At 51.8% G+C, this 20,373-nt stretch carries 21 protein-coding genes and 2 pseudogenes; 9 read left to right on the top strand and 14 right to left on the bottom strand.

Annotation, left to right across the window (positions count from 1 at the left end; all coding sequences use genetic code 11):
- On the bottom strand, window positions 1-405 hold the full coding sequence (locus VH187_RS10400) for a hypothetical protein (protein WP_329701379.1): 405 nt from the start codon (window positions 403-405) through the stop codon (window positions 1-3).
- 103 nt (window positions 406-508) lie between these two features.
- Here VH187_RS10400 and VH187_RS10395 point away from each other — a divergent pair, with 103 nt between their 5' ends.
- Window positions 509-1,012, top strand: a complete 504-nt coding sequence (locus VH187_RS10395) for an ESA_00282 family adhesion-associated protein (RefSeq protein ID WP_329701378.1) — start codon at window positions 509-511, stop codon at window positions 1,010-1,012.
- A 41-nt stretch (window positions 1,013-1,053) separates the two neighbouring features.
- On the opposite strand, the gene VH187_RS10390 is transcribed toward VH187_RS10395, so the two are convergent.
- The gene (locus VH187_RS10390) at window positions 1,054-2,094 is read right to left on the bottom strand and encodes an aldo/keto reductase (protein ID WP_329701377.1); all 1,041 of its coding nucleotides are present in this window, start codon (window positions 2,092-2,094) and stop codon (window positions 1,054-1,056) included.
- Between the two features lie 201 nt (window positions 2,095-2,295).
- Here VH187_RS10390 and VH187_RS10385 point away from each other — a divergent pair, with 201 nt between their 5' ends.
- Window positions 2,296-2,583, top strand: a complete 288-nt coding sequence (locus tag VH187_RS10385) for a DUF2623 family protein (protein ID WP_329701376.1) — start codon at window positions 2,296-2,298, stop codon at window positions 2,581-2,583.
- On the opposite strand, the gene VH187_RS10380 is transcribed toward VH187_RS10385, so the two are convergent.
- Together VH187_RS10380 and yghU are read right to left on the bottom strand one after the other, a co-directional pair.
- Complete coding sequence (locus VH187_RS10380) at window positions 2,533-3,555, bottom strand: sensor domain-containing diguanylate cyclase (RefSeq protein WP_329701375.1); 1,023 nt, start codon at window positions 3,553-3,555, stop codon at window positions 2,533-2,535. The two genes, VH187_RS10385 and VH187_RS10380, sit on opposite strands and share 51 nt — an antisense overlap.
- Before the next feature lie 113 nt (window positions 3,556-3,668).
- Window positions 3,669-4,535 carry a glutathione-dependent disulfide-bond oxidoreductase gene (gene yghU, locus VH187_RS10375; RefSeq protein ID WP_329701374.1) on the bottom strand — a complete coding sequence of 289 codons (867 nt, stop codon included), beginning with the start codon at window positions 4,533-4,535 and terminating at the stop codon, window positions 3,669-3,671.
- Window positions 4,536-4,785: 250 nt separating this feature from the next.
- Between yghU and VH187_RS10370 the strand changes: the two genes are divergently transcribed.
- From VH187_RS10370 to VH187_RS10350, 5 genes are all read left to right on the top strand, one after another.
- Window positions 4,786-6,378 (top strand): ABC transporter substrate-binding protein, encoded by a 1,593-nt coding sequence (locus VH187_RS10370; RefSeq protein ID WP_329701373.1) that lies wholly within the window; start codon window positions 4,786-4,788, stop codon window positions 6,376-6,378.
- A gap of 121 nt (window positions 6,379-6,499) precedes the next feature.
- Window positions 6,500-7,444 (top strand): ABC transporter permease, encoded by a 945-nt coding sequence (locus VH187_RS10365; RefSeq protein WP_329701399.1) that lies wholly within the window; start codon window positions 6,500-6,502, stop codon window positions 7,442-7,444.
- 6 nt (window positions 7,445-7,450) lie between these two features.
- On the top strand, window positions 7,451-8,296 hold the full coding sequence (locus tag VH187_RS10360; protein WP_329701372.1) for an ABC transporter permease: 846 nt from the start codon (window positions 7,451-7,453) through the stop codon (window positions 8,294-8,296).
- Window positions 8,289-9,266, top strand: a complete 978-nt coding sequence (locus tag VH187_RS10355; RefSeq protein WP_329701371.1) for an ABC transporter ATP-binding protein — start codon at window positions 8,289-8,291, stop codon at window positions 9,264-9,266. The genes VH187_RS10360 and VH187_RS10355 overlap by 8 nt, the downstream gene beginning before the upstream one ends.
- Complete coding sequence (locus tag VH187_RS10350; RefSeq protein ID WP_329701370.1) at window positions 9,263-10,234, top strand: ABC transporter ATP-binding protein; 972 nt, start codon at window positions 9,263-9,265, stop codon at window positions 10,232-10,234. The genes VH187_RS10355 and VH187_RS10350 overlap by 4 nt, the downstream gene beginning before the upstream one ends.
- On the opposite strand, the gene VH187_RS10345 is transcribed toward VH187_RS10350, so the two are convergent.
- Window positions 10,224-11,132, bottom strand: coding sequence for a LysR family transcriptional regulator (locus tag VH187_RS10345; protein WP_329701369.1), 909 nt, complete (start codon window positions 11,130-11,132; stop codon window positions 10,224-10,226). The two genes, VH187_RS10350 and VH187_RS10345, sit on opposite strands and share 11 nt — an antisense overlap.
- Window positions 11,133-11,237: 105 nt before the next feature.
- Here VH187_RS10345 and VH187_RS10340 point away from each other — a divergent pair, with 105 nt between their 5' ends.
- Both VH187_RS10340 and gss read left to right on the top strand, forming a co-directional pair.
- Window positions 11,238-12,653 carry an aldehyde dehydrogenase family protein gene (locus VH187_RS10340; protein WP_329701368.1) on the top strand — a complete coding sequence of 472 codons (1,416 nt, stop codon included), beginning with the start codon at window positions 11,238-11,240 and terminating at the stop codon, window positions 12,651-12,653.
- Window positions 12,654-12,895: 242 nt separating this feature from the next.
- Window positions 12,896-14,755 carry a bifunctional glutathionylspermidine amidase/synthase gene (gene gss, locus VH187_RS10335; protein ID WP_329701367.1) on the top strand — a complete coding sequence of 620 codons (1,860 nt, stop codon included), beginning with the start codon at window positions 12,896-12,898 and terminating at the stop codon, window positions 14,753-14,755.
- On the opposite strand, the gene VH187_RS10330 is transcribed toward gss, so the two are convergent.
- From VH187_RS10330 to VH187_RS10290, 9 genes and pseudogenes are all read right to left on the bottom strand, one after another.
- Window positions 14,709-15,812, bottom strand: a complete 1,104-nt coding sequence (locus VH187_RS10330) for a hypothetical protein (protein WP_329701366.1) — start codon at window positions 15,810-15,812, stop codon at window positions 14,709-14,711. The two genes, gss and VH187_RS10330, sit on opposite strands and share 47 nt — an antisense overlap.
- A gap of 44 nt (window positions 15,813-15,856) precedes the next feature.
- Window positions 15,857-16,144 carry a hypothetical protein gene (locus VH187_RS10325; protein ID WP_329701365.1) on the bottom strand — a complete coding sequence of 96 codons (288 nt, stop codon included), beginning with the start codon at window positions 16,142-16,144 and terminating at the stop codon, window positions 15,857-15,859.
- A gap of 789 nt (window positions 16,145-16,933) precedes the next feature.
- Window positions 16,934-17,344 carry an Imm50 family immunity protein gene (locus VH187_RS10320; RefSeq protein WP_329701364.1) on the bottom strand — a complete coding sequence of 137 codons (411 nt, stop codon included), beginning with the start codon at window positions 17,342-17,344 and terminating at the stop codon, window positions 16,934-16,936.
- A 2-nt stretch (window positions 17,345-17,346) separates the two neighbouring features.
- Window positions 17,347-17,727, bottom strand: coding sequence for an HNH/endonuclease VII fold putative polymorphic toxin (locus VH187_RS10315; protein ID WP_349256075.1), 381 nt, complete (start codon window positions 17,725-17,727; stop codon window positions 17,347-17,349).
- Window positions 17,707-18,216: pseudogene (locus VH187_RS10310) on the bottom strand (RHS repeat-associated core domain-containing protein); the annotation flags it as partial. The pseudogene VH187_RS10310 and the gene VH187_RS10315, both read right to left, overlap by 21 nt.
- A 188-nt stretch (window positions 18,217-18,404) precedes the next feature.
- Complete coding sequence (locus VH187_RS10305; protein ID WP_329701363.1) at window positions 18,405-18,734, bottom strand: hypothetical protein; 330 nt, start codon at window positions 18,732-18,734, stop codon at window positions 18,405-18,407.
- Window positions 18,731-19,534, bottom strand: a pseudogene (locus VH187_RS10300) (RHS repeat-associated core domain-containing protein); the annotation flags it as partial. The gene VH187_RS10305 and the pseudogene VH187_RS10300, both read right to left, overlap by 4 nt.
- 11 nt (window positions 19,535-19,545) lie before the next feature.
- Window positions 19,546-19,806 carry a hypothetical protein gene (locus VH187_RS10295; RefSeq protein WP_329701362.1) on the bottom strand — a complete coding sequence of 87 codons (261 nt, stop codon included), beginning with the start codon at window positions 19,804-19,806 and terminating at the stop codon, window positions 19,546-19,548.
- On the bottom strand, window positions 19,806-20,373 hold a 568-nt coding region (locus VH187_RS10290; protein WP_329701361.1), incomplete at its 5' end, for an RHS repeat-associated core domain-containing protein. The genes VH187_RS10290 and VH187_RS10295, both read right to left, overlap by 1 nt.

The following is a 20,373-nucleotide window of genomic DNA, read 5'->3' as shown; positions in this document are numbered from 1 at the left end:
TTACTCAGCCTGAAAGTCGTAAAAAAGAGACGCTGTTTTTTCACGCGTAATCAAATTAAGCCAAATTTCGTTGCCTGCGTCATTAATTTTATCAGTATGCTCGGCAATAATTTGACTTAATTCCTGAATATCAATTTCGCCTTCCGTTTGCAGATCGTTAAGCACACGGGCAAAGGCTTCGATTTTCACTACACGAAACAGTCGGTCTTTAATATGACGGTCATGTTCTTCCAGCAGCATATTGCGCGACTGACCGTTACGAGCGGGGGCGGTTAATATATCTGACTCAAAGTTTTCGAGGGTTATCTTGCCCTGAGTAAAATCAGCGTTATTTTCTGCTGCCCCGGTATTGTGCTCTGCATTTGAGATGTGAAAGTGGGCCGGGATCAGCGACTCGGGTATCATGCCTGATGTCCTTTTATTTTCAACAGGATAAGCGCGATAAAGGTGTGAGGTTCGTTGACAATATCATGGCGTAAATTTAAAATCAAAAAAAATGGAGCCAACCATGAACAGTATTATCTATTTCGTGATAGCACTGCTATTACTCACTGTTGTTATTCTTTTAATCATCTCTGGTATTTTTAAAAATGACGTTGTGGAAGAAGAGCCACAACCCGTCCAGGTGAAATTGCTGAACAAAGAAGAGGGCGAGGACCATTTCGCGATGCTGATGAACGCGATTACCCCGGTATGGTACTGGCGGGTCAATCATGAATATATTGATTTTCTCCAGGCCACAATAAAACGGATGAGTATCACAGAATTAAATGCGACAGCCGGGTTATTTGAGGCCCAGCGGCGCTGTAGTGATCTCAATTCGGCGGTGTATAAATATTACGACAACATAAAAAAACGCTGCCTGAATGGCGAGAAAGTGCCGCGGGGCGATCTCGACGTGCTCAATCTACAACAGTGTTTTCGTGATTTCAGCCTGGATGCTTATCCGTCACTGGTGACACTGGTGTGGCCGGAATATCAGCGTCCACGGGTGGAACCTTTGGACGTGTAAATGATTCCCCCTTTGCCAAAAGCGCGGGGGAATCCTCATGCTTATTTATCCGACGAAGCCTGCCAGAGATTCAACTGACCATCCGCCACATGCTGGTCAATTTGCGCCAGTTCCTGTGGCGTAAAGGCCAGATTGTTCAGCGCCTGGACGTTCTCTTCCAACTGCTCCGGGCGACTGGCACCAATCAGCACTGACGTGACGCGGTTATCTTTCAGCAGCCAGCTCAACGCCATTTGCGCCATGCTTTGCCCGCGTGACTGTGCCATTTCCTGCAACAGATGCAGGCTTTTCAGGTTGCTTTCGCTCAGCATATTTTCCGTCAATCCGCGCGCTTTCTTGCCTTCGGTTTGCATCCGTGAGCCGTCCGGAATACCGTTCAGGTATTTGCCGGTCAGCAACCCCTGCGCCAGCGGAGTAAAGGCGATACAGCCCACGCCGTTCTCTTCCAGTGTGTCGAGCAGGCCGGTTTTATCCACCCAACGATTGAGTAAATTGTAAGAAGGCTGGTGGATAAGCACAGGAATTTTCCACTCGCGCAACAGCGCGACCATCTGCTGCGTACGTTCAGTGGAATAAGATGAAATGCCGACATACAGCGCTTTACCGCTCTGTACCGCCTGAGCCAGCGCAGAAGCGGTTTCTTCCATCGGCGTTTTCTCATCAACACGATGAGAATAGAAAATATCGACGTAGTCGAGGCCCATGCGTTTGAGGCTCTGATCAAGGCTTGCCAGCAGATATTTACGAGAGCCGCCAGAACCATACGGGCCGGGCCACATGTCGTATCCCGCTTTGGTGGAGATAATCAATTCATCGCGATAGAGGGCAAAATCTTCCCGTAACAGGCGTCCAAAGTTTTCCTCGGCGCTGCCCGGCGGTGGGCCATAGTTGTTGGCGAGATCGAAATGGGTAATACCCAAATCGAATGCTTTGCGTAGCAGCGCACGTTGAGAATCAAGCGTCTGAATGTGACCAAAACTGTGCCACAACCCCAGCGACAGCGCAGGTAACTGCAACCCACTGTTGCCGCAATAGCGATACTGCATCTGTTGATAACGGTCGGAACTAGCGTGCCAGGACATGGATGCTCCTTCTGTTCTTCATTTTGAAACGACGTTTCTATACTAGCGCCTGAAAATGTTCCGGTAAGTTCGGGCGATCACAGTGCTGGCGATTAATGGGGAATCGCAGCCTTCCCCAGAATGGGTAGGTTTCTAAAAACCGCTAGCTTCTGCTTAAAATAACGCTATATAATTTTTTATATAGCGAGTTGAGGAACCGTGATGGATAACCATTTTGGCAAAGGCCTGATGGCTGGGCTGAATTCGGCACAGGCAGAGGGGGCGGGCTACGTGGCGCAGTTTTGTTCTGATTATAAACGAGGATTTGTGCTGGGTTTCTGCCACCGAATGTTCGAACAAACCGGTGACAGGCAGCTCAGCGCTTGGGAAGCGGGTGTACTGACGCGCCGCTACGGGCTCGATAAAGCGATGGTGATGGATTTCTTTCGCGAAACGAATTCAGAGGCGGCGGTGCGCTATTTCATGGCGGGGTATCGCGTCGAGCGTTGAATCTTCGCCCGATAATGAAATAAGCGTCTGCCCAATGGCTGCACCATTTTTTCCGGTGTGTTTGATTTGATACATCGACAGATCCGCACGCAGCAATGCGCCGCTAAAATCGTCTTCTGCCAGCACTTCATTGATGCCAATAGATGCGCCCACCGAGGCGATGCCGCTCACCAGTTCGAACGGTGTCAGCGCCGCGCGCAGGCAGTTATGAGCGGTACTCCACACCAAAAGGCTGTTGAGCGAACAGGGTAAAAGCAGGACAAATTCATCGCCGCCCAACCGCCCGACGACGCTCCCCGGCGGGCAGGCTTCGCGCAGGCGCTGGCTCAGTTGGATCAGCAGTTCATCACCGCAGCGATGACCGAACCGGTCATTCACCGCTTTAAAATCATCAAGATCGATAAACGCCACGCACATGGCGTCGTCCTCTCGCATCTGCGCGAAATGCTTGAGCAATGCATGACGATTGGCAAGGCCGGTGAGCGGATCGTGGTTTGCCAGCAGGGAAAGTTGTTCCTCGTACTGTTTTTCTTTGGTCATATCAATGTGGGTGCCGGTGACTTTCAACGGCTTGCCATCGACGTCCCATTCACTGACGCGCCCGCGATCCAGCACCCAACTGACAGTGCCGTTTTTGTGCAGCATTCGGTGCAGCGCTTCGTAATACGGCGCGCTGCCTTCCAGATGACTGTAAAAAGCGTCTAAAACCCGTTGCTTATCTTCCGGGTGCAGATGTTCCCGCCACACGTCGAAATGAGCGCTCAGGGCTTTCGGTTGATAGCCGAGCATCGCGCCCCAGCGGCGGTTGAAAATAATTAATTTTCCGCTGGGAATATCCAGCTGCCATAAACAAAGCCCGGTGCCGTCGAGGGCAGCGCTAAGCTTGCTCTTCGCGTCACGGGCAATACGCAACAGCCGGGCGTTATGCTTTTTCAGATTCTGGATCTGTTGTTTCAGGGCGATTTCAGACATTTAGATGCCATATGCCGGAGTAAGACATATTCATACTAATAATGTATTGGCGTGTAAATATACAGCGAGAAAAAAGTGAACCGGACAATGGCATCCGGTTCAATGGGAAGGGATTAGCTCTGACGTTTATCTTCGGTGTTGGTGTCGAAATCGCTGGCGTTATGACGCTCATGCAACTGTTCGTTCAACGGCCCCTGCGCACGGTTCACAATGCGCCCACGTTTTACCGCCGGACGATTACCGACATCCTGCGCCCAGCGCAGTACGTTCTTGTAGCTGCCCGCATCAAGGAATTCCGCCGCGTTATACACCGCACCAAGCACCACATTGCCGTACCACGGCCAGATAGCCATATCCGCAATGGTGTACTCCTCGCCCGCTACATAGCGGCTGCGCGCCAGTTGTTTATCCAGCACGTCGAGCTGGCGTTTGGCTTCCATCGTGAAACGGTCGATAGCGTACTCAATTTTGACCGGGGCATAGTTATAGAAATGCCCGAAACCACCGCCGAGGAACGGCGCTGCGCCCTGTAACCAAAACAGCCAGTTCAGTGTTTCAGTACGTCCCGCCGGATCTTTTGGCAGGAAGTGACCAAATTTCTCTGCCAGATACAGCAGGATCGATCCGGATTCGAATACGCGCAGCGGCGGGTTCACCGAATGATCGCTCAGGGCGGGAATTTTGGAATTCGGGTTTACGTCCACGAAACCACTGGAGAACTGATCGCCATCGCCAATGCGGATCATCCACGCGTCGTACTCGGCAGTAGTCACCCCCGCGGCCAAAAGCTCTTCCAGCATGATCGTCACTTTCTGACCGTTCGGCGTACCCAGTGAATAGAGTTGCAGCGGGTGCGAGCCCACCGGCAGGTCTTTTTCGTGCGTCGGGCCGGAGACCGGACGGTTGATGTTGGCGAATGCGCCGCCGTTGTTTTGCTTCCACTCCCAGACTTTCGGAGGTTGATAGTTATTGTCAGACATCAGAACCAGCCTTTTCTTTAGGGGATAGTTGAGGGAGTGTAGCAGGTGCGCACGCAGAGCTTTAACGATCAGAGTCGTGATGCAGCTAACGGCTTATTTTAAAAACATCTTATATAGATCGGTTCGGATATAAGCTTAAGCGAAAATCGCATTTCAAATCGTGTGGGAAAGGCCCCACTATGCGCGCTGAACTGCGTTCGTTGGCAGATAAAAAATAATAATTATTTTGATGGCAAGGAGTGAATAAAGCATGCGCAAGTTGGTTTTCTCCGCCGCGATGATGTCGCTGGCTTTAGGTCTCGCGGGATGCGACGACGCAAAAAATAAAGACACCGTAAATGCCCCTGCGGCAAATGAAAGCGCCGCGCCGAAAGAGGGTGGCTCACTGATTATCGGCATTACCTCCGGCGATCCGCTGGCGGTGAACCCTATTTATGCCAGCGACCGCACTACGCTGACGATCATGCAGGCGCTGTACGCGCCGCTCTATAGCTACAACGACGGAAAAATTGAGTGGGGCCTGGCAGAAAGCCTGACGCCGTCCGCCGATAACCTCAGCTATGTCCTCAAACTGAAACCGAATCTGAAATGGCAGGACGGCCAGCCGCTGACCGCCGACGATGTGGTGTTCACCTTCGACAAACTGCTCGATGAAAAACAGCACAGCTTCTTCCGCAGCATGTTTATGTTTGGTGGCAAGCCTGTTGAAGTGAGCAAAGTGGATGATTTGACGGTGAAATTTACGCTTCCGCAGGTGAGCGCCGCGTTTGTCGGCACCCTGGTGCAGATTTACCCGATCCCGCAGCACGTGTTCGCTAACGAAAGCGATCTGGAAAAGAGCAGCAAAAACGATGCGCCGGTCGGCTCCGGGCCGTTCAAATTCAAAGAGTATCGCGCGGGTCAGTATTATTCACTGACGCGTTTCGACGATTACTGGAACGGTAAAGCGAAGCTTGATTCTGTCACTTATCGTTTCGCGAAAGACAGTAACTCTGCCAATCTTGCGCTGCAAAACGGCGAAATTAACCTGAAAATGGTGGACCCGCAGGATGTGTCGCGTCTGAAAAGCACCGGTAAATTCGATTTTGTGGTCTATCCGGAAGGGCGTCTGGCGTACATGACCTTCAACCAGAACGTGTCGGTAATGAAGAGCAAAGATCTGCGTCAGGCCATTGCGTATGCCATCAACAAAGATGACCTGGTGACCACGGCCTTTACCTCGCTGGATTACGCGAAGCCGGCCACGTCGTTCCTGACGCCGGACACGTTGTACCATTCTGATGACGTCGAACAGTACAAATATGATCTGCAAAAAGCCAAAGACCTGCTGAAAGCCTCGGGCGCTCCGGCAGGTCTCAAACTGCGTCTGGCCTACGTTAACACCAATAAAACCCAGGAGAGCATGAGTCTCTATATTCAGCAGCAATTGAAAGCGCTGGGGATTAACGTAGAGCTGATGCCGCTGGATGCCAACGCCATGTCTCAGCGCAGTCTCGATATGAATAACACCACTTGGGATTTGAACCTCGGCGGTTACATCATGGGCGCGGAGCCGGATGGCTATAAGTCGCTGTTTATGAGCAACGAAGCTTATAACTATGCGCACTACAAAGACCCGCAGTTCGATGCGTTGTGGGATAAAGGGGCCATCGAGACCGATACCGTTAAGCGTGGCGCTATCTACCAGCAGATCCAGCAGACCGTGGCGACGGAAATGACCTATTACCCGATTGCTTACTCCAACGCCACGCTGGCGTTAGATAAGCGTTTCGGCGGCAGCAAAGAAGCTGAGCCGAAACCGGTTTATATGTTCCAGGACCTGTCGAAAATCTACCAAAAATAATCGACATAACGCCGGGCGGCACATTGTTTGCCCGGCCTACAGGTTTTGTAGGCTCGGTAAGCGCAGCGCCACCGGGGAATTTATCGGTAGCCAGATTTATGAAGGGAATGTCGTGAACGGAATGCTAACGCGTCGGCTGCTGCAACTGCTGCCGATGCTTTTCTTTATTTCACTGGTCGCGTTTTTGCTGGTGAAACTCGCGCCGGGTGATCCGGTGCAGGCGTATATCACGCCGCGCATGGCACCTGAGGATATCGAGCGTATCCGCCATAGCCTTGGGCTTGATAAACCACTGGTGACGCAATATTTCCTGTGGCTGAAAAATGTCTTTCAGGGCGATTTGGGCTATTCGCTGATCTATCACCGCCCGGTGCTGGCGATGATTGTCGAGCGTATTCCCGCCACGCTTGGGCTAATGAGCGCATCATTGCTGTTAGCGATTGTGCTGGCAGTGCCGTTGGGCTTGCTGGCGGGCGCATTTAAGCACCGCTGGCTCGATCACTTTCTCAATCTGTTCGCCTATATCGGCATTTCGGTGCCGATTTTCTGGTTTGGCATTCTGCTGATCACCGTGTTCGCGGTGCAGTTTAACTGGCTGCCGAGCATGGGCATGCGCACCATTGGCGTGGAAGACAATTGGCTTGATGTGGTGCGCCACGGCGTGCTGCCGTGTATCGCGCTGACGTTTTACAACCTCTCCAATTACGTGCGCTATGTGCGTTCCAACACCATCAGCCAGCTGTCGGCAGATTACGTGCAAACGCAACTCGCATATGGCGCAACCTACCGCACGATTTTGTTCCGTCATGTGCTGAAAAACGTGCTGCTGCCAGTGATCACCCTATTTGGACTGTCGTTTGGCGAGCTGATTGTGGGCGCTTATGTGACCGAAAGCGTGTTCTCGTGGCCGGGCATGGGGCTGCTGGGGATCCAGGCGATCACCTCGCTGGATTATCCGTTGATCATGGCGATCATCTTGTTGTCGTCGTTGATGCTGATCGTCGGCAATTTGCTGGCGGATCTGTTGTATCGCTTCGCCGATCCCCGTATTCGTACCCTGAGGTAACCGCCGATGAGCAGACGCTGGCAAAACGTACGTCACCAGCTGCGCCGCAATCGTCCGGCGCAGTTTTCCCTTCTGGTGCTATTTATTTTTATTCTCGCCGCACTGGCCGCAGGGTTGAGTCCTTACGACCCGGATCAGATGTCGCTCGGCGCACGCACGTTGCCGCCAGATGCCGCGCACTGGTTTGGCACAGACGAATACGGGCGTGACTATTTCACCCGCGCGCTGTACGGCGGGCAAATTTCGCTCATGGTTGGTTTTCTGGTGATGATCTTTTCGACGTTGATTGGCACTGTTGTCGGCACGGTCAGCGGCTATTTTGGCGGCTGGCTGGATAACCTGATGATGCGCGCCGTCGATATCCTGATGGCGATCCCCGCGTTCTTCCTGCTATTGGTGCTCAACGCTTATCTCAAGCCGGGCGTGGACAACATCATCATGATTATCAGCCTGTTGACGTGGATGAACATGTCGCGACTGGTGCGTGCTGAAACGCTGACGGTGAAAGAGCGCGAATATGTGCTGTATGCCCGCGCTTCCGGGGAGAACCCGCTGCGTATTATTGCGCGGCACATTATTCCTGGCGTGTTGCCGACGATTATTGTGGCCGCCACGCTGAACATTGCCTCGGCGATCCTGATGGAGTCGACGCTCAGTTTCCTCGGGCTTGGCGTGCAGCAGCCCGCTGCCTCGTGGGGCAGTATGCTCAACAACGCGCAGTCCTACATTGGTGAAGCCTCGTGGCTGGCGATGTTCCCGGGGATTTTGATCCTGCTGACGGTGTTCAGTTTCAACGTGCTGGGCGACGTGTTCCGTACCGCCTTCGATCCGGGAGCCAATCGCGATGCATAATTTACTGGAACTCGACAACCTGCAAACGTCGTTCTTCACCCGAGAGGGGGAAGTGCATTCGGTACGCGGGGTGAGCTTTGCGCTGAAGCCGGGCGAACTGGTCGGCATCGTTGGGGAATCGGGCTGCGGCAAAAGCGTGACCTGTAAATCAGTTATCCAGCTTTTGGGCAATAACGGCAAAATTACCGGCGGGCGCGTACATTTTCGCGGCGAAGATCTGGCGCGCAAAACGCCGGAGCAAATGCGGCGTATTCGCGGCAACGATATCGCGATGATTTTCCAGGATCCGATGACCGCGCTGAACCCGGTGCTGACTATCGGCCAGCAAATGACGGAGATCCTGCGGCGCAATAAAGGGTTGTCGAAGCGCGAGGCGAAAAGCAAAGCCATTGAAATGTTGGGCCGTGTTGGGATCGCTGATGCAGATCGTCGTTTCAGTCAGTATCCGCACGAATTCAGCGGCGGCATGCGCCAGCGGGTGATGATCGCCATCGCGCTGTCTTGCGATCCCGAATTGTTGATCGCCGACGAGCCAACCACCGCGCTGGATGTCACTATTCAGGCGCAAATCCTGCGGCTGCTGAAAACGCTCCAGCAGCAAACCGGCGCGGCTATTTTGTTGATCACACACGATCTTGGCGTCGTGGCGCAGGTGTGCAGTCGCGTAGTGGTGATGTACGGCGGGCAAGTGATGGAAGAAGGCAGCGTCGAAGATATTTTCTGGCGGCCTTTGCATCCTTACACTCGCGGGCTGTTGGCTTCATTGCCGCGCGCGGATGATTCAGCCAGTCGTTTGTCGCCCATCGAAGGCTCACCGCCGGGGTTGCTTAACCCGCCGCCGGGCTGCCCGTTTGCCGAACGTTGCCCGCAGCGCATGGCGAAATGCACAACGCCGCCACCATTCTATTCAAACGCGGAAGGGCATCGCACCGCATGCTGGCTGTGGCAGGATAAGGAGATTCAGGCATGAGCAACGACCCGTTAATTCGTGTTCGCGATTTACGTAAACACTACGCGCTGAACGGCGGCTGGCTGCGCAAAGGCTTGCAGGTCAAAGCGGTAGATGGCGTCAGTTTTGACATTATGCCTGGCGAAACTTTCGGGCTGGTGGGTGAATCCGGCTGCGGGAAATCGACACTGGGGCGCGCCATTTTGCGTCTGTTCGATATCACCTCCGGGGAGATTTCCTTTGCCGGACACGATATTGCCAGGGCTTCAGAGAAAACGCTCAAGCCGTTGCGCCGCCGGATGCAGGCGATTTTTCAGGACCCGTATTCGTCGCTCAACCCCGGTATGACGGTGCAACAGTTGGTTTCCGAGCCGATGCATATTCACGGCTACAGCAAACAGGCGCAGCGCGATCGGGCGGAAGAACTGCTGTATAAAGTGGGCCTCAAGCAGGAGCACTTGCAGCGTTTCCCTCATGAATTCAGCGGTGGTCAGCGTCAACGCATCAGCATTGCGCGTGCGCTGTCGGTGCGCCCGGAGTTTGTGCTGTGCGATGAGCCGCTGTCGGCGCTGGATGTGTCGGTCCAGGCGCAGGTGGTGAATATTCTGCAAGATTTGCAGCAGGAACTGGGGCTGACCTATCTGTTCATCGCGCATGATTTGTCGATGGTGCGCCATATTTCCAGCCGCATCGGGGTGATGTATCTCGGCAAGCTGGTGGAAGTGGCCGATGCGAATGAACTGTATCAGCACCCGGCGCATCCTTACACGCGAGCGTTGTTGGCCTCGGTGCCGCAGCCCGATCCACGTGTGCGGCATCTGGAACAGGGCGGCCTGAAAGGCGAAATCCCGAGCCCAACAGCACAGATCGACGGCTGTCGTTTTTGCAGCCGCTGCCCGCACGTAATGCCGATTTGTCAGCAGCAGGAGCCGCCGATGCAGGAAATTGCCCCGCGCCATTTCGCAGCTTGTTGGCTGTTTAAGGCTTAGCGTCGCGGTCGCGGATTTCGTGTACCAAATCGATAAACGCTTTTAATCCCGGCGGAACGTGACGTCTGCCGGGATAATACAGGCGTAGGCCGCCAAACGGCTGACACCATTCCTCCATCACGCTGACCAGCCGACCGGCCGCGACATCCTCATCGACAAACCAGTCTGAAATGAACGCCAGACCGATGCCACTTAATGCGGCACGACGGATGGCCCGCATCTCGTTGAGTACAATGCGCGGCGGCACGTTGACGGAGAATTTCTGCTGATGACGCTCCAGCTCCCATTGATAAACCCCGCCGTGCGACATACGCATCCCGACGCTCTGGTGTTGCTTCAAATCATCTGGCGCATGCGGTGTGCCGTGTTCGGCCAGATATTCCGGTGTTGCAACAACTAACATACGGATGTCGCGCGTCAACGGCACGGCAATCATGTCCTGCGGAACGGATTCTGCCAGACGGATCCCTGCGTCATACCCTTCTGCCACAATGTCTACCATTCGTGATTCACTGGTGATCTCGAGGCGCATCTGCGGATAGCGCGTGAGATATTCCTCCAGCAACGGTTCATACAACATCGACACGCTTTCCTGCGGCGCGTTGATGCGCAGTGTCCCGGTCGGTGTATCCGGCACAGCAGTAATCTCTTCCGATGCGCGCTGGATTTCCGCCATAGCGGGCGCGATGCGTTCGACGTAACGTTCACCTGCAGGCGTCAACGCCACGCTGCGGGTTGAGCGGTTGAACAGGCGTACTTTCAACCTGCTTTCCAGCCCGGCGACGGCGTTGCTGACCGCCGTGGCAGACATGCCTAACTCGCGCGCGGCGGCGCGAAAACTTTGACGGTGCGCGACGGCGAGCACCACTTCCAGTTCAGTGAATCCACTGCGATGCATACATTATCCCGATTTTCGGTACAGTACATTCAGCATAGACCCTCTTATCGTTACGGTCATCCGTTTCTATACTCAAGCCACAAACTGAATCTGTGGAGAAACACCATGCAGCACATCGACAACATCTATATCAACGGCGAATTCGTAACCCCGCACGGCGAAGAACGTTTTGAGCTTTTTAACCCGGCGACCGAAGCGGTGATTGGCACCGTTCGACTGGCCGATGAAACGGATGTTGAACGGGCGATTGCCGCTGCAAAAGCGGCATTCCCGGTGTGGTCTCGCACCACCAAAGACGAACGCATCGCGGTGCTGAAACGCATGCACAAAGCGGTGGCGGCGTGTGAAGACGCTTTGCTAGAAGCAATAGTCACTGAATACGGCGCGCCGCAGTCGCGCGCCCGCTGGATGGCGCAATATCCGGCAGACGTTATTGCTCAGGCGATTGAAACGCTGGAAGAATTTGAATTTGTTGAACAGGCGGGCAGTGCGCAGGTGGTCATGACACCGGTCGGCGTAGCGGGGCTGATTACCCCGTGGAACAGCGACGCCGGGTTTATCTGTAACAAGCTGGCGACAGCAATGGCGGCGGGCTGTACGGCGGTGATCAAACCGAGTGAAATGAGCGCCATGCAGACGCAAATCGTGACCGAAGCGCTGCACGAAGCGAATATTCCGGCAGGCGTGTTTAACATCATCACCGGGCGCGGCGACGTGGTGGGCGATGTGATTAACCGTCACCCGGACATCGCCAAAATCTCCTTTACTGGCTCAACGGCAGTAGGGAAACACATTGTCGAAAGCGGGGCGCAGTCGTTAAAACGCGTGACGCTGGAACTGGGCGGGAAATCGCCGACGGTGATTTTGGATGATGCCGATATCGCTCAGGCCATACCGTTGGCGCTGGCGGCGGGCTTTATGAACAGCGGGCAGGCATGCATTGCCGGGACGCGTATTCTGGTGCCGCGCAGCCGTCAGGCCGAATTTGAGCAGGCGTTTGCTGAGGCTGTGGGCCAGGTCCAGTCCGGCGATCCGCGTGATGATAAAACCGAAATCGGCCCAATGGTCAGCCAGAAACAATGGCAGCGCGTGCAGGACTATATTCGCCTCGGTGTGCAAGAGGGCGCGAAGCTGCTGGTGGGTGGCGAAGGGCGTCCAGCGGGGATGGAAAAAGGTTGGGGCGTGAAGCCGACGGTGTTTGTGGGTCATAATCACATGCGCATCGCTCGTGAGGAGATTTTTGGCCCAGTGCTGGTGATCATTCCCTACGACGATGAAACAGAAGCGCTGGTAATAGCCAACGACACCCCTTATGGCCTTAATGCGATGGTGCTGGGCGCAAATACCGAACGCGCCGTGCGTATCGCACAACAAATAGAGTCCGGTCGGGTGATGGTCAATACCCTGGCGCATGAGCCGAAAGCACCTTTCGGTGGTTTCAAGCTGTCTGGTCTGGGCCGCGAAATGGGTAAGTGGGGCATGCAGGCTTATCTGGAAGCGAAAACGCTGATTGTGGGGTAAATCCTGAATTGCCCGGCGGCGCTCCGCTTGCACGAGCCTACAACGGCAAACCAAAACCCCGTCGGCCCGGTCATCTTTAGCGCCACCGGGGTGTTTACTCTGGTGGTGTTGCCGTTTCGATTATCTTATCTGCGAGGTGTATGATTAGGACACTTCTGCCAGAACTCTGGCAATCCGCAGACGACAACAACAGGTTTACGCTCGCCGCCTGCTTCCCCGAACTGAAAAATTAGGTTGGAAGAATGAGTACTGGAATGTCCAGCAGTGATGCTCCCTTTGGGACGTTGTTAGGGTATGCGCCGGGAGGCGTGGCGATTTACTCCTCGAATTACAGCAGCCTCGGTGACGATTTTTCTCACAGTGATGCCTCTTTCCGCAGCTATATCGATAACGAATACATGGGCCACAAATGGCAGTGCGTTGAGTTTGCGCGCCGTTTTTTGTTTTTGACCTATGGGTTTGTATTCACCGATGTCAGCATGGCTTACGAGATCTTCTCTCTGCGTTTTCTGCGTCAGGTGGTAAATGATAATTTGCTGCCATTACAAGCGTTTGCCAATGGTTCGAAGCGTGCGCCGCTCGCAGGGGCGCTGCTGATTTGGCAGAAAGGCGGTGAGTTCAATGAAACCGGACACGTGGCGGTCATCACTCAGCTTATTGGCAACAAAGTGCGTATCGCGGAACAGAATGTGATCGATCATCCGCTGCCGCAGGGGCAGCAGTGGACGCGCGAACTGACGCTGATGATGAAAGACGGTCATTACACCATTGAAGACACTTTCGATGACACGACAATTCTGGGCTGGATGATCCAGACAGATAACAGCGAACATAGCCTTCCGCAGCCCGCACTGCCGGGAAAAGCGCTGAACCTTCAAGGTGCGCGGCTGGACAATAACGGTCAGTTTGACGGCGCATGGCTGAACGAACAGGAACCGTTGCAGGCCGCCTATGTGCGCGCTAACGGGCATTTCATCAATAAAGATCCCTGCCAGTATTTCACCATCACCGAACGTGCCGAACAGGAACTGATCAAAGCGACCAACGAGTTGCATCTGATGTATCTGCACGCCACCGACAAAGTGATGAAAGATGACAATCTGCTGGCGTTGTTTGATATCCCGAAAATCCTCTGGCCGCGTTTGCGTCTTTCGTGGCAGCGCCGCCGCCACGACATGATCACCGGGCGCATGGATTTCTGCATGGATGAGCGCGGGCTGAAGGTCTATGAATACAACGCTGATTCGGCATCATGCCATACCGAAGGCGGCCTGATTCTGGAGCAATGGGCAAAAACGGGCTATCGCGGAGAAGGGCACAATCCGGCGGGAGAGTTGCTCGGCGAGCTGATTGGTGCGTGGAAACACAGTACCGCGCGGCCTTTTGTTCACATCATGCAGGACAAAGATCTTGAGGAGAATTATCACGCTCGCTTTATGCAACAGGCGCTGACGGAAGCCGGGTTTGAAAGCAAAATTCTGTATGGCCTCGAAGAACTGCGCTGGGATGCCGCTGGGTTACTTATCGATGGCGACAACCGCCCGGTGAACTGCGTGTGGAAAACCTGGGCGTGGGAAACGGCGATTGAACAGGTGCGTGAAGTGAGTGAAACCGAATTCGCTGCCGTGCCGATTCGTACCGGCCACCCAAACAACGAAGTGCGTTTGATTGACGTACTGCTGCGTCCGGAAGTGATGGTATTTGAACCGTTATGGACAGTAGTGCCAGGCAACAAGGCGATTTTGCCCGTTTTATGGCAACTGTTCCCGCATCACCGCTATCTGCTGGATACGGATTTTGTGGTCAATGATGAACTGGCGAAAACGGGCTATGCGGTTAAGCCCATTTCTGGCCGCTGTGGCAGTAACATTGACCTCGTCAGCCACGACGATCAACTGTTGGACCAGAGTAGCGGGAAGTTTGTCGATCGTAAGAATATCTACCAGCAGTTGTGGTGTTTGCCGAAAGTCGATGGTAAGTACATTCAGGTCTGCACCTTTACCGTCGGCGGCAACTACGGCGGCACTTGCCTGCGTGGTGATGATTCTCTGGTCATCAAAAAAGAGAGTGATATCGAGCCGCTAGTGGTGGAGAAGAGTTAGGTCGCGTGCGTCCTGGCCCCCCGGTTTTAATCGCCGGGGGGCTTTCCGACACTGCGTGCACCCTGACATCATCCAGTTGCCAGCTCAGGGCGTGGCCGTTCAGTGGATGGTAAGTCTGTTCCGTGCGGCGGCCATTGAGGGTTTCGGCGAGGATATTGCCGTCGGCGTCATACTCAAATTCCACCTGCGCGTCGGGATTCCGGGCGCTGATGAGCCGGTGTTCGGCGTCGTAGCGGTAATCGGTGGTGGCGATAAGCCGGTCATGCCCGTCTGCGGTCTGCCAGGCCTGGCGCTGTATCACCCGGTCACCGTCATCGTAATACCAGCGGATGAAATGATTATCGGGATAACGGGTACAGGTACGTCGCCCGGCCGCATCGTATTCATACTGCAGGGTGCGCCCGGTGAAATCAGTTTCGCGGATGAGCTGCCCGGCTTTATCGTAGGTCAGGCGGTAATGTTCCCCTGCGGCGTTGATGATGTCAGACAGACGGGTGAGGCGGTCATAACGGCATTCCAGACGCGTGCCATCGGGGCGAATGAGGGCGGTGAGCAGGTCAAAGGGACCGTATTCGTATCGGGTGGTTTTGCCTTCGCCGTCGGTAAAGCTGGCCGGACGTTTTTCACTGTCCTGACTCATCAGTTCGCGGACGCCATCGGGGCGGATAATCTCTTCGGTACTCCCGGCAGTCCCCGCATGGTGCGGGCTGTGCCGGAAGCGAGTGGTCTGCGCCAGCGGGTCCCGGATACTCAGCAGGCGGCCAAAGATATCGCTCCCGGTCCGGAAGATGCCTTCATCCGGGGCGATGATTGCCTCTACCTGATGCTGCCCGTTGTAGCGCCAGTGCCAGGTGGCGCCGTCGGGTAAAAGCTGCGCCAGTAGTTCCCCGTGCTCGCTGTAGCTGAACTGCTGACTGCGGCCCTGCGCATCGGTGAGTCTGACCAGACTGCCGTTTTCATCATATTCCAGGGTGTGGCGCTGCCCGGTAGTCGTTTGTCGGGCGGTCAACTGGCCTGCATCATTCCAGACGTAATAAAACGTTTGCCCGTTGGGCAAAGAATGTTCAGAAAACTAAGAAAATCCGCTGCTGGCTTTTTTGTTTAGATATCTTTATAAGCTTGCTCTGCATCAATAATCACTTTACCTAATACAATATTAAAAGGCCATTGATCTGCAACAACTTTAGCTACCCCTAACGTTCTTTCATTTTTTTGGGGGATATTACCTGATGCTATTTTTTGAAGGGAGATTTCAAAAGTCTCTATAAACTTATGTAATTGCTTGAATGAAGTAAATGATAAAGCTTTAATATTGTTAGTGATGATTGCTTTATTTAGTTCTTTGATGGCTTCTTTGATTTTTTCTTCTGCTCTATTCGTTTTGTTCATTTTTATGGGTGTTTTTCATTAGTAGGAGTAGTTGGGTACTTTTTTGGAGAATTTTGTTTTATTATTTCGCTTAGCAAGATTGTATGGGGTTGCCTACAGAGCCATTATCTGTATCGAACGAAAATCGGTAATCTCCTTTGTTAGTATTAATGAAGAAAAAAAGAATTTCCCCAATGTAGTAGACGTCAGAGAAAATAATGTAATCATAGGTTGATTTTATTTTATCTCTAACATTCCATTTCACCTTTCCTGTGGCGTGAAGAATGTGTGTCTGATTGTTTTTATGAAATGGAGCTCTAATGATCGCTATTTCTATATTGTTCCTTAAAAGGGTTGCGATTAACTTGTTATCATCAATTATCTCCATTGTAGAACCATTGTAGAACCATTGTAGAACCATTGTATTGCCAAGATAACTTGTTAGGCATTAGAGTAATCACGTTTGAAGATTTTCTTTCATTTCCGACGTTATTGATATTTGTAGTTTTTAGTTTTGAAATTTCATTCATGTTAACATCCGCATTTGGCTGGGTAAATTGATCTTGGTTTATTAATTGGTATCAGTTCTGCTCTATCTGCATAATTTAATATTTGAACCTGATTTCCTCCTCCAGGATAGATTGTACCCCCGGAGATTTGAGAGCCCACAGGCCCTGTTTGGATCCTTACTCCTTCAGGAATGTAGAACTGTTGAACATGAGATATCTCAGGTTTGAAGTCAGGTATGACCGCTAATTCATTTCTGATATAATCAACATTAGGACTATGTTCGATAATTCGCACTTGTTTTTATATTAACGAAGGGCAGTGCTTTTCAAAGCGACTGTCAAGAAATGGGCTAATGTCATGGATTTCCATTATTCGTGCACTGCAGTAGATGTCGAATTCATCATTTTTAATATGCAGAGATGTTCTGTCTTTACCCGGGGTTATTTTTGGAGAGCATTTAAATCCTAGGCTAAGACCATTACTTCTGAACTCAAGGATATCACTAAATTCTATGGTTAACCTAATTGAGTTGAATTTTATTGCTTTCCATTTCTTAGGTATATTGGTCGGTATATTTGTTGTGTAGAATGTTAATCGCAATGATGAGGCAGCATAAAATAAAAAACTTTCAAGTTCAACATCAGTAATCGATAGCTCACTTGAAAACAAATGAATGATTTTTTCTTTTCCGTATGCATTATCAAACCACATGGTTAGTATCCTCCCGGGAATTCATAATGTTTTAACATTCCATCAACAGAACCATTTCTGGATGCATTTCCTGTAACTGGATCCATTGGCCGTGGATTAAAATGAGGCCCTTGGTTACCCGGGGTCCCTGGGGGACCATAGCTATGACCAGCGGAGTGCTCCTGGAAAACAATTTTGGAACCATCAGTTCGTGTATATCTGTACTCTCTAGTATAGATTGGTTGATTATCTGCACCCAAAATATTACGTCCATTTATATCGGTCATTCTAACTGATGTTATGTTATCTGGATGCTGTCCCATTGGTATTCCAGCATCCCTTTTAGCTGCTCTAAGGGCTTCACTTCTTGATTCATACAGAGGAGGACAGCAGGCCAACCCCAGCGGATCAACCCATCGCAATGGGTTACCGACATACCCGTAAGGATTCACCCCACCCGCCAGTCCTATCGGGTCCGGGGAGAGGTACTGCCCGCTGTCACCATCATAGTACCGGAACCGGTTGTAGTGCAATCCGGATTCGGGGTCGGCGTACTGGCCTGCAAAGCGCCACGGGCAGTCCGGAGCGGTGTCGTCATTGGCGGCGTGCCAGCCGTTAAAGCGATAGCATTCTGTTTTACCCCAGACGCTCAGTTTCTGCGCCCGGACCACTTTGCCTGATTCGGTCAGCAGCTCGCGGGGCGTGCCCATGTGGTCCCGCACTACGTGGTGCAGTTGCCCGTTTTTATACCGGGCACCGGGGGTTACTGCGCTGGGCTCATACAGTCAGTACACACTGCGCCCGGTGGCCGGAGTGCCGTCGGCATACACAGGTACTTCGGCGACCAGCTGGTCGCCACTCCACCGGTAGTTGTGCCCGGCGAGGCCTTTTGTTGTGTTCAGCCGCCGCTTGCTTATTGCGGACAGCAGCGAAGAGCAGGCGCTGAAGGCCGAGCTTTACTAGTTTAAACGGGTGGCGATGGGGATTAAGGAACTGGTTGCTTAGTGGGTTGAAGAGAATAAAAGAGCCGGTAAATCAGCAGTAAATATTTACCGGCTTTTTCATCTTGTTTTTTAATATGTTATCGTTCTTCTATGTGATATGTATTTTCATCAGTCCAGAAGATGATTTTATATTTTCCGAAATTAATTTTTTGATCTTTGTAATACTCCATGACCTCTGAAGGATACCAACCATTACCATATAGGAAAAGAGCACCCTCATTAATTAGTAGTTTTATAATGCGTTGTTTATCCTGGACGTCAACAACGGGCATGACCATAAACTGTTCTTTTAGTGAAAAGCCTATTAATTGCATTCTATCTATTAGATTCTGCTCGGAGACTCTTAGTTTTATAACATCTCCGGCCATATCAATAACGATAATGGAATTATCTGGTATTCTATTCAATTTACGTTCACCCCTATAGTGACTGGTGCTGATGGTGATACAGGATTGATAACTACTTCCGGAGCACCTCCAGGTAAGTGCTGGCCAGGACCTAAAAAATAATCATTACCGCCCAATGGGCTTCGAGGTTGCATATTAGATATTCCATCAATTTTTCTGATATTAAACCCTCCGCTTAAAGAACCTGGAGCTAACCCCATATCTTTTTCAATAGTTTCAGTAAGAGATTTAGATATGGTTACTTCTCCATTTTGAACACCGGGGAAGTATTTTAGAATACCTTCTTTATCAGTAACAAATGTACCATCACGACCAAGTGCAGGGTATTGATCCCAACTTTTGGGGCTTATATTATATCCCACATTATCTTCTAGCATTTGGGCTTGTCGAGCTCTTGCGGTATCGACCTTACATAATCCAAAAGGATCAAAATATTTCAGTGGGTTACTGACATACCCGTAAGGATTCACCCCACCCGCCAGCCCTATCGGGTCCGGGGAGAGGTATTGCCCGCTGTCACCATCATAGTACCGGAACCGGTTGTAGTGCAATCCGGATTCGGGGTCGGCGTACTGGCCTGCAAATCGCCACGGGCAGTCGGGGGCGGTGTCGTCATTGGCGGCGTGCCAGCCGTTAAAGCGATAGCATTCTGTTTTGCCCCAGACGCTCAGCTTCTGCGCCCGGACCACTTTGCCTGATTCGGTCAGCAGCTCGCGGGGCGTGCCCATGTGGTCGCGGACAATATAGTGCAGTTCGCCGTGCTGATAACGGGCGCCGGGGGGCAGTGCCCCGGGCTCATACTTTTCTTAAGTTATTCTTCGTTATGCTCAGTTAAAATAACTGTGGCATAGTCAATTATCTTATCGAGCTTACTTTCCTCTGTAATAGAAAAGTCAGCGTATTGCGCCATTGCTCTGCATGTAGCTAGTTCTTTAATAGGTTCTAAGTTATTATTTGCATCTTTTATCTTGAAATATCGTGATGAAAAAAAATCAGCAGACTGTTTTTTTCCATTCTTGTTTAATTCAATGATTATTTCATCTAATGCATTAAGTAATCTTTCTGTCTTCATTACCATGGGACCTTTGTTGTGTTTGTTACCCAAGCATTAGGAACATTCGATATCACAGCTTGGTATCCACCACCAGGATATCCTGCACCTTGCGCAGCTGCAGTTCCCTCACTTAGCCATGTTCCCTGAGGAACTCTAAATTTCGATACATCAGTGATATTGATCCCCCAATCATGGCGGATAGCAAGATCCTGTCTTAATGCCTCTTCTGACGTATATGATTTATTTGTTAGCCACGAGTATTTTCTTCCGGTTCTATTATCTATGCCATGGTATTTGTAAAGGAAACCATCTTGAAGTGATTTTCTATTTGTATATGCTCCACCTTCAAAAGTTGATGCAACATTATTAGGTAATTTAGGTCCATGATAAGAATTGCTTATGTCTGCTTTACATAACCCAAAGGGATCAATATAACTTAACGGGTTCGCGACATATCCGTAAGGATTCACCCCACCCGCCAGCCCTATCGGGTCCGGGGAGATATACTGCCCACTGTCACCATCATAGTACCGGAACCGGTTGTAGTGCAATCCGGATTCGGGGTCGGCGTACTGGCCTGCAAAG

Origin of the sequence: Scandinavium sp., from assembly GCF_036271055.1 — a bacterium.
Classification (GTDB): domain Bacteria; phylum Pseudomonadota; class Gammaproteobacteria; order Enterobacterales; family Enterobacteriaceae; genus Scandinavium.
This window is presented reverse-complemented; position numbering and strand designations above follow the sequence as displayed.

What these genes read in the sequence shown, in the direction of transcription:
- VH187_RS10400 (WP_329701379.1), bottom strand. Translation starts at nt 405, where the DNA reads ATGATACCCGAGTCGCTGATCCCGGCCCACTTTCACATCTCAAATGCA.
- VH187_RS10395 (WP_329701378.1), top strand. Translation starts at nt 509, where the DNA reads ATGAACAGTATTATCTATTTCGTGATAGCACTGCTATTACTCACTGTT.
- VH187_RS10390 (WP_329701377.1), bottom strand. Translation starts at nt 2,094, where the DNA reads ATGTCCTGGCACGCTAGTTCCGACCGTTATCAACAGATGCAGTATCGC.
- VH187_RS10385 (WP_329701376.1), top strand. Translation starts at nt 2,296, where the DNA reads ATGGATAACCATTTTGGCAAAGGCCTGATGGCTGGGCTGAATTCGGCA.
- VH187_RS10380 (WP_329701375.1), bottom strand. Translation starts at nt 3,555, where the DNA reads ATGTCTGAAATCGCCCTGAAACAACAGATCCAGAATCTGAAAAAGCAT.
- yghU (WP_329701374.1), bottom strand. Translation starts at nt 4,535, where the DNA reads ATGTCTGACAATAACTATCAACCTCCGAAAGTCTGGGAGTGGAAGCAA.
- VH187_RS10370 (WP_329701373.1), top strand. Translation starts at nt 4,786, where the DNA reads ATGCGCAAGTTGGTTTTCTCCGCCGCGATGATGTCGCTGGCTTTAGGT.
- VH187_RS10365 (WP_329701399.1), top strand. Translation starts at nt 6,500, where the DNA reads ATGCTAACGCGTCGGCTGCTGCAACTGCTGCCGATGCTTTTCTTTATT.
- VH187_RS10360 (WP_329701372.1), top strand. Translation starts at nt 7,451, where the DNA reads ATGAGCAGACGCTGGCAAAACGTACGTCACCAGCTGCGCCGCAATCGT.
- VH187_RS10355 (WP_329701371.1), top strand. Translation starts at nt 8,289, where the DNA reads ATGCATAATTTACTGGAACTCGACAACCTGCAAACGTCGTTCTTCACC.
- VH187_RS10350 (WP_329701370.1), top strand. Translation starts at nt 9,263, where the DNA reads ATGAGCAACGACCCGTTAATTCGTGTTCGCGATTTACGTAAACACTAC.
- VH187_RS10345 (WP_329701369.1), bottom strand. Translation starts at nt 11,132, where the DNA reads ATGCATCGCAGTGGATTCACTGAACTGGAAGTGGTGCTCGCCGTCGCG.
- VH187_RS10340 (WP_329701368.1), top strand. Translation starts at nt 11,238, where the DNA reads ATGCAGCACATCGACAACATCTATATCAACGGCGAATTCGTAACCCCG.
- gss (WP_329701367.1), top strand. Translation starts at nt 12,896, where the DNA reads ATGAGTACTGGAATGTCCAGCAGTGATGCTCCCTTTGGGACGTTGTTA.
- VH187_RS10325 (WP_329701365.1), bottom strand. Translation starts at nt 16,144, where the DNA reads ATGAACAAAACGAATAGAGCAGAAGAAAAAATCAAAGAAGCCATCAAA.
- VH187_RS10320 (WP_329701364.1), bottom strand. Translation starts at nt 17,344, where the DNA reads ATGTGGTTTGATAATGCATACGGAAAAGAAAAAATCATTCATTTGTTT.
- VH187_RS10295 (WP_329701362.1), bottom strand. Translation starts at nt 19,806, where the DNA reads ATGAAGACAGAAAGATTACTTAATGCATTAGATGAAATAATCATTGAA.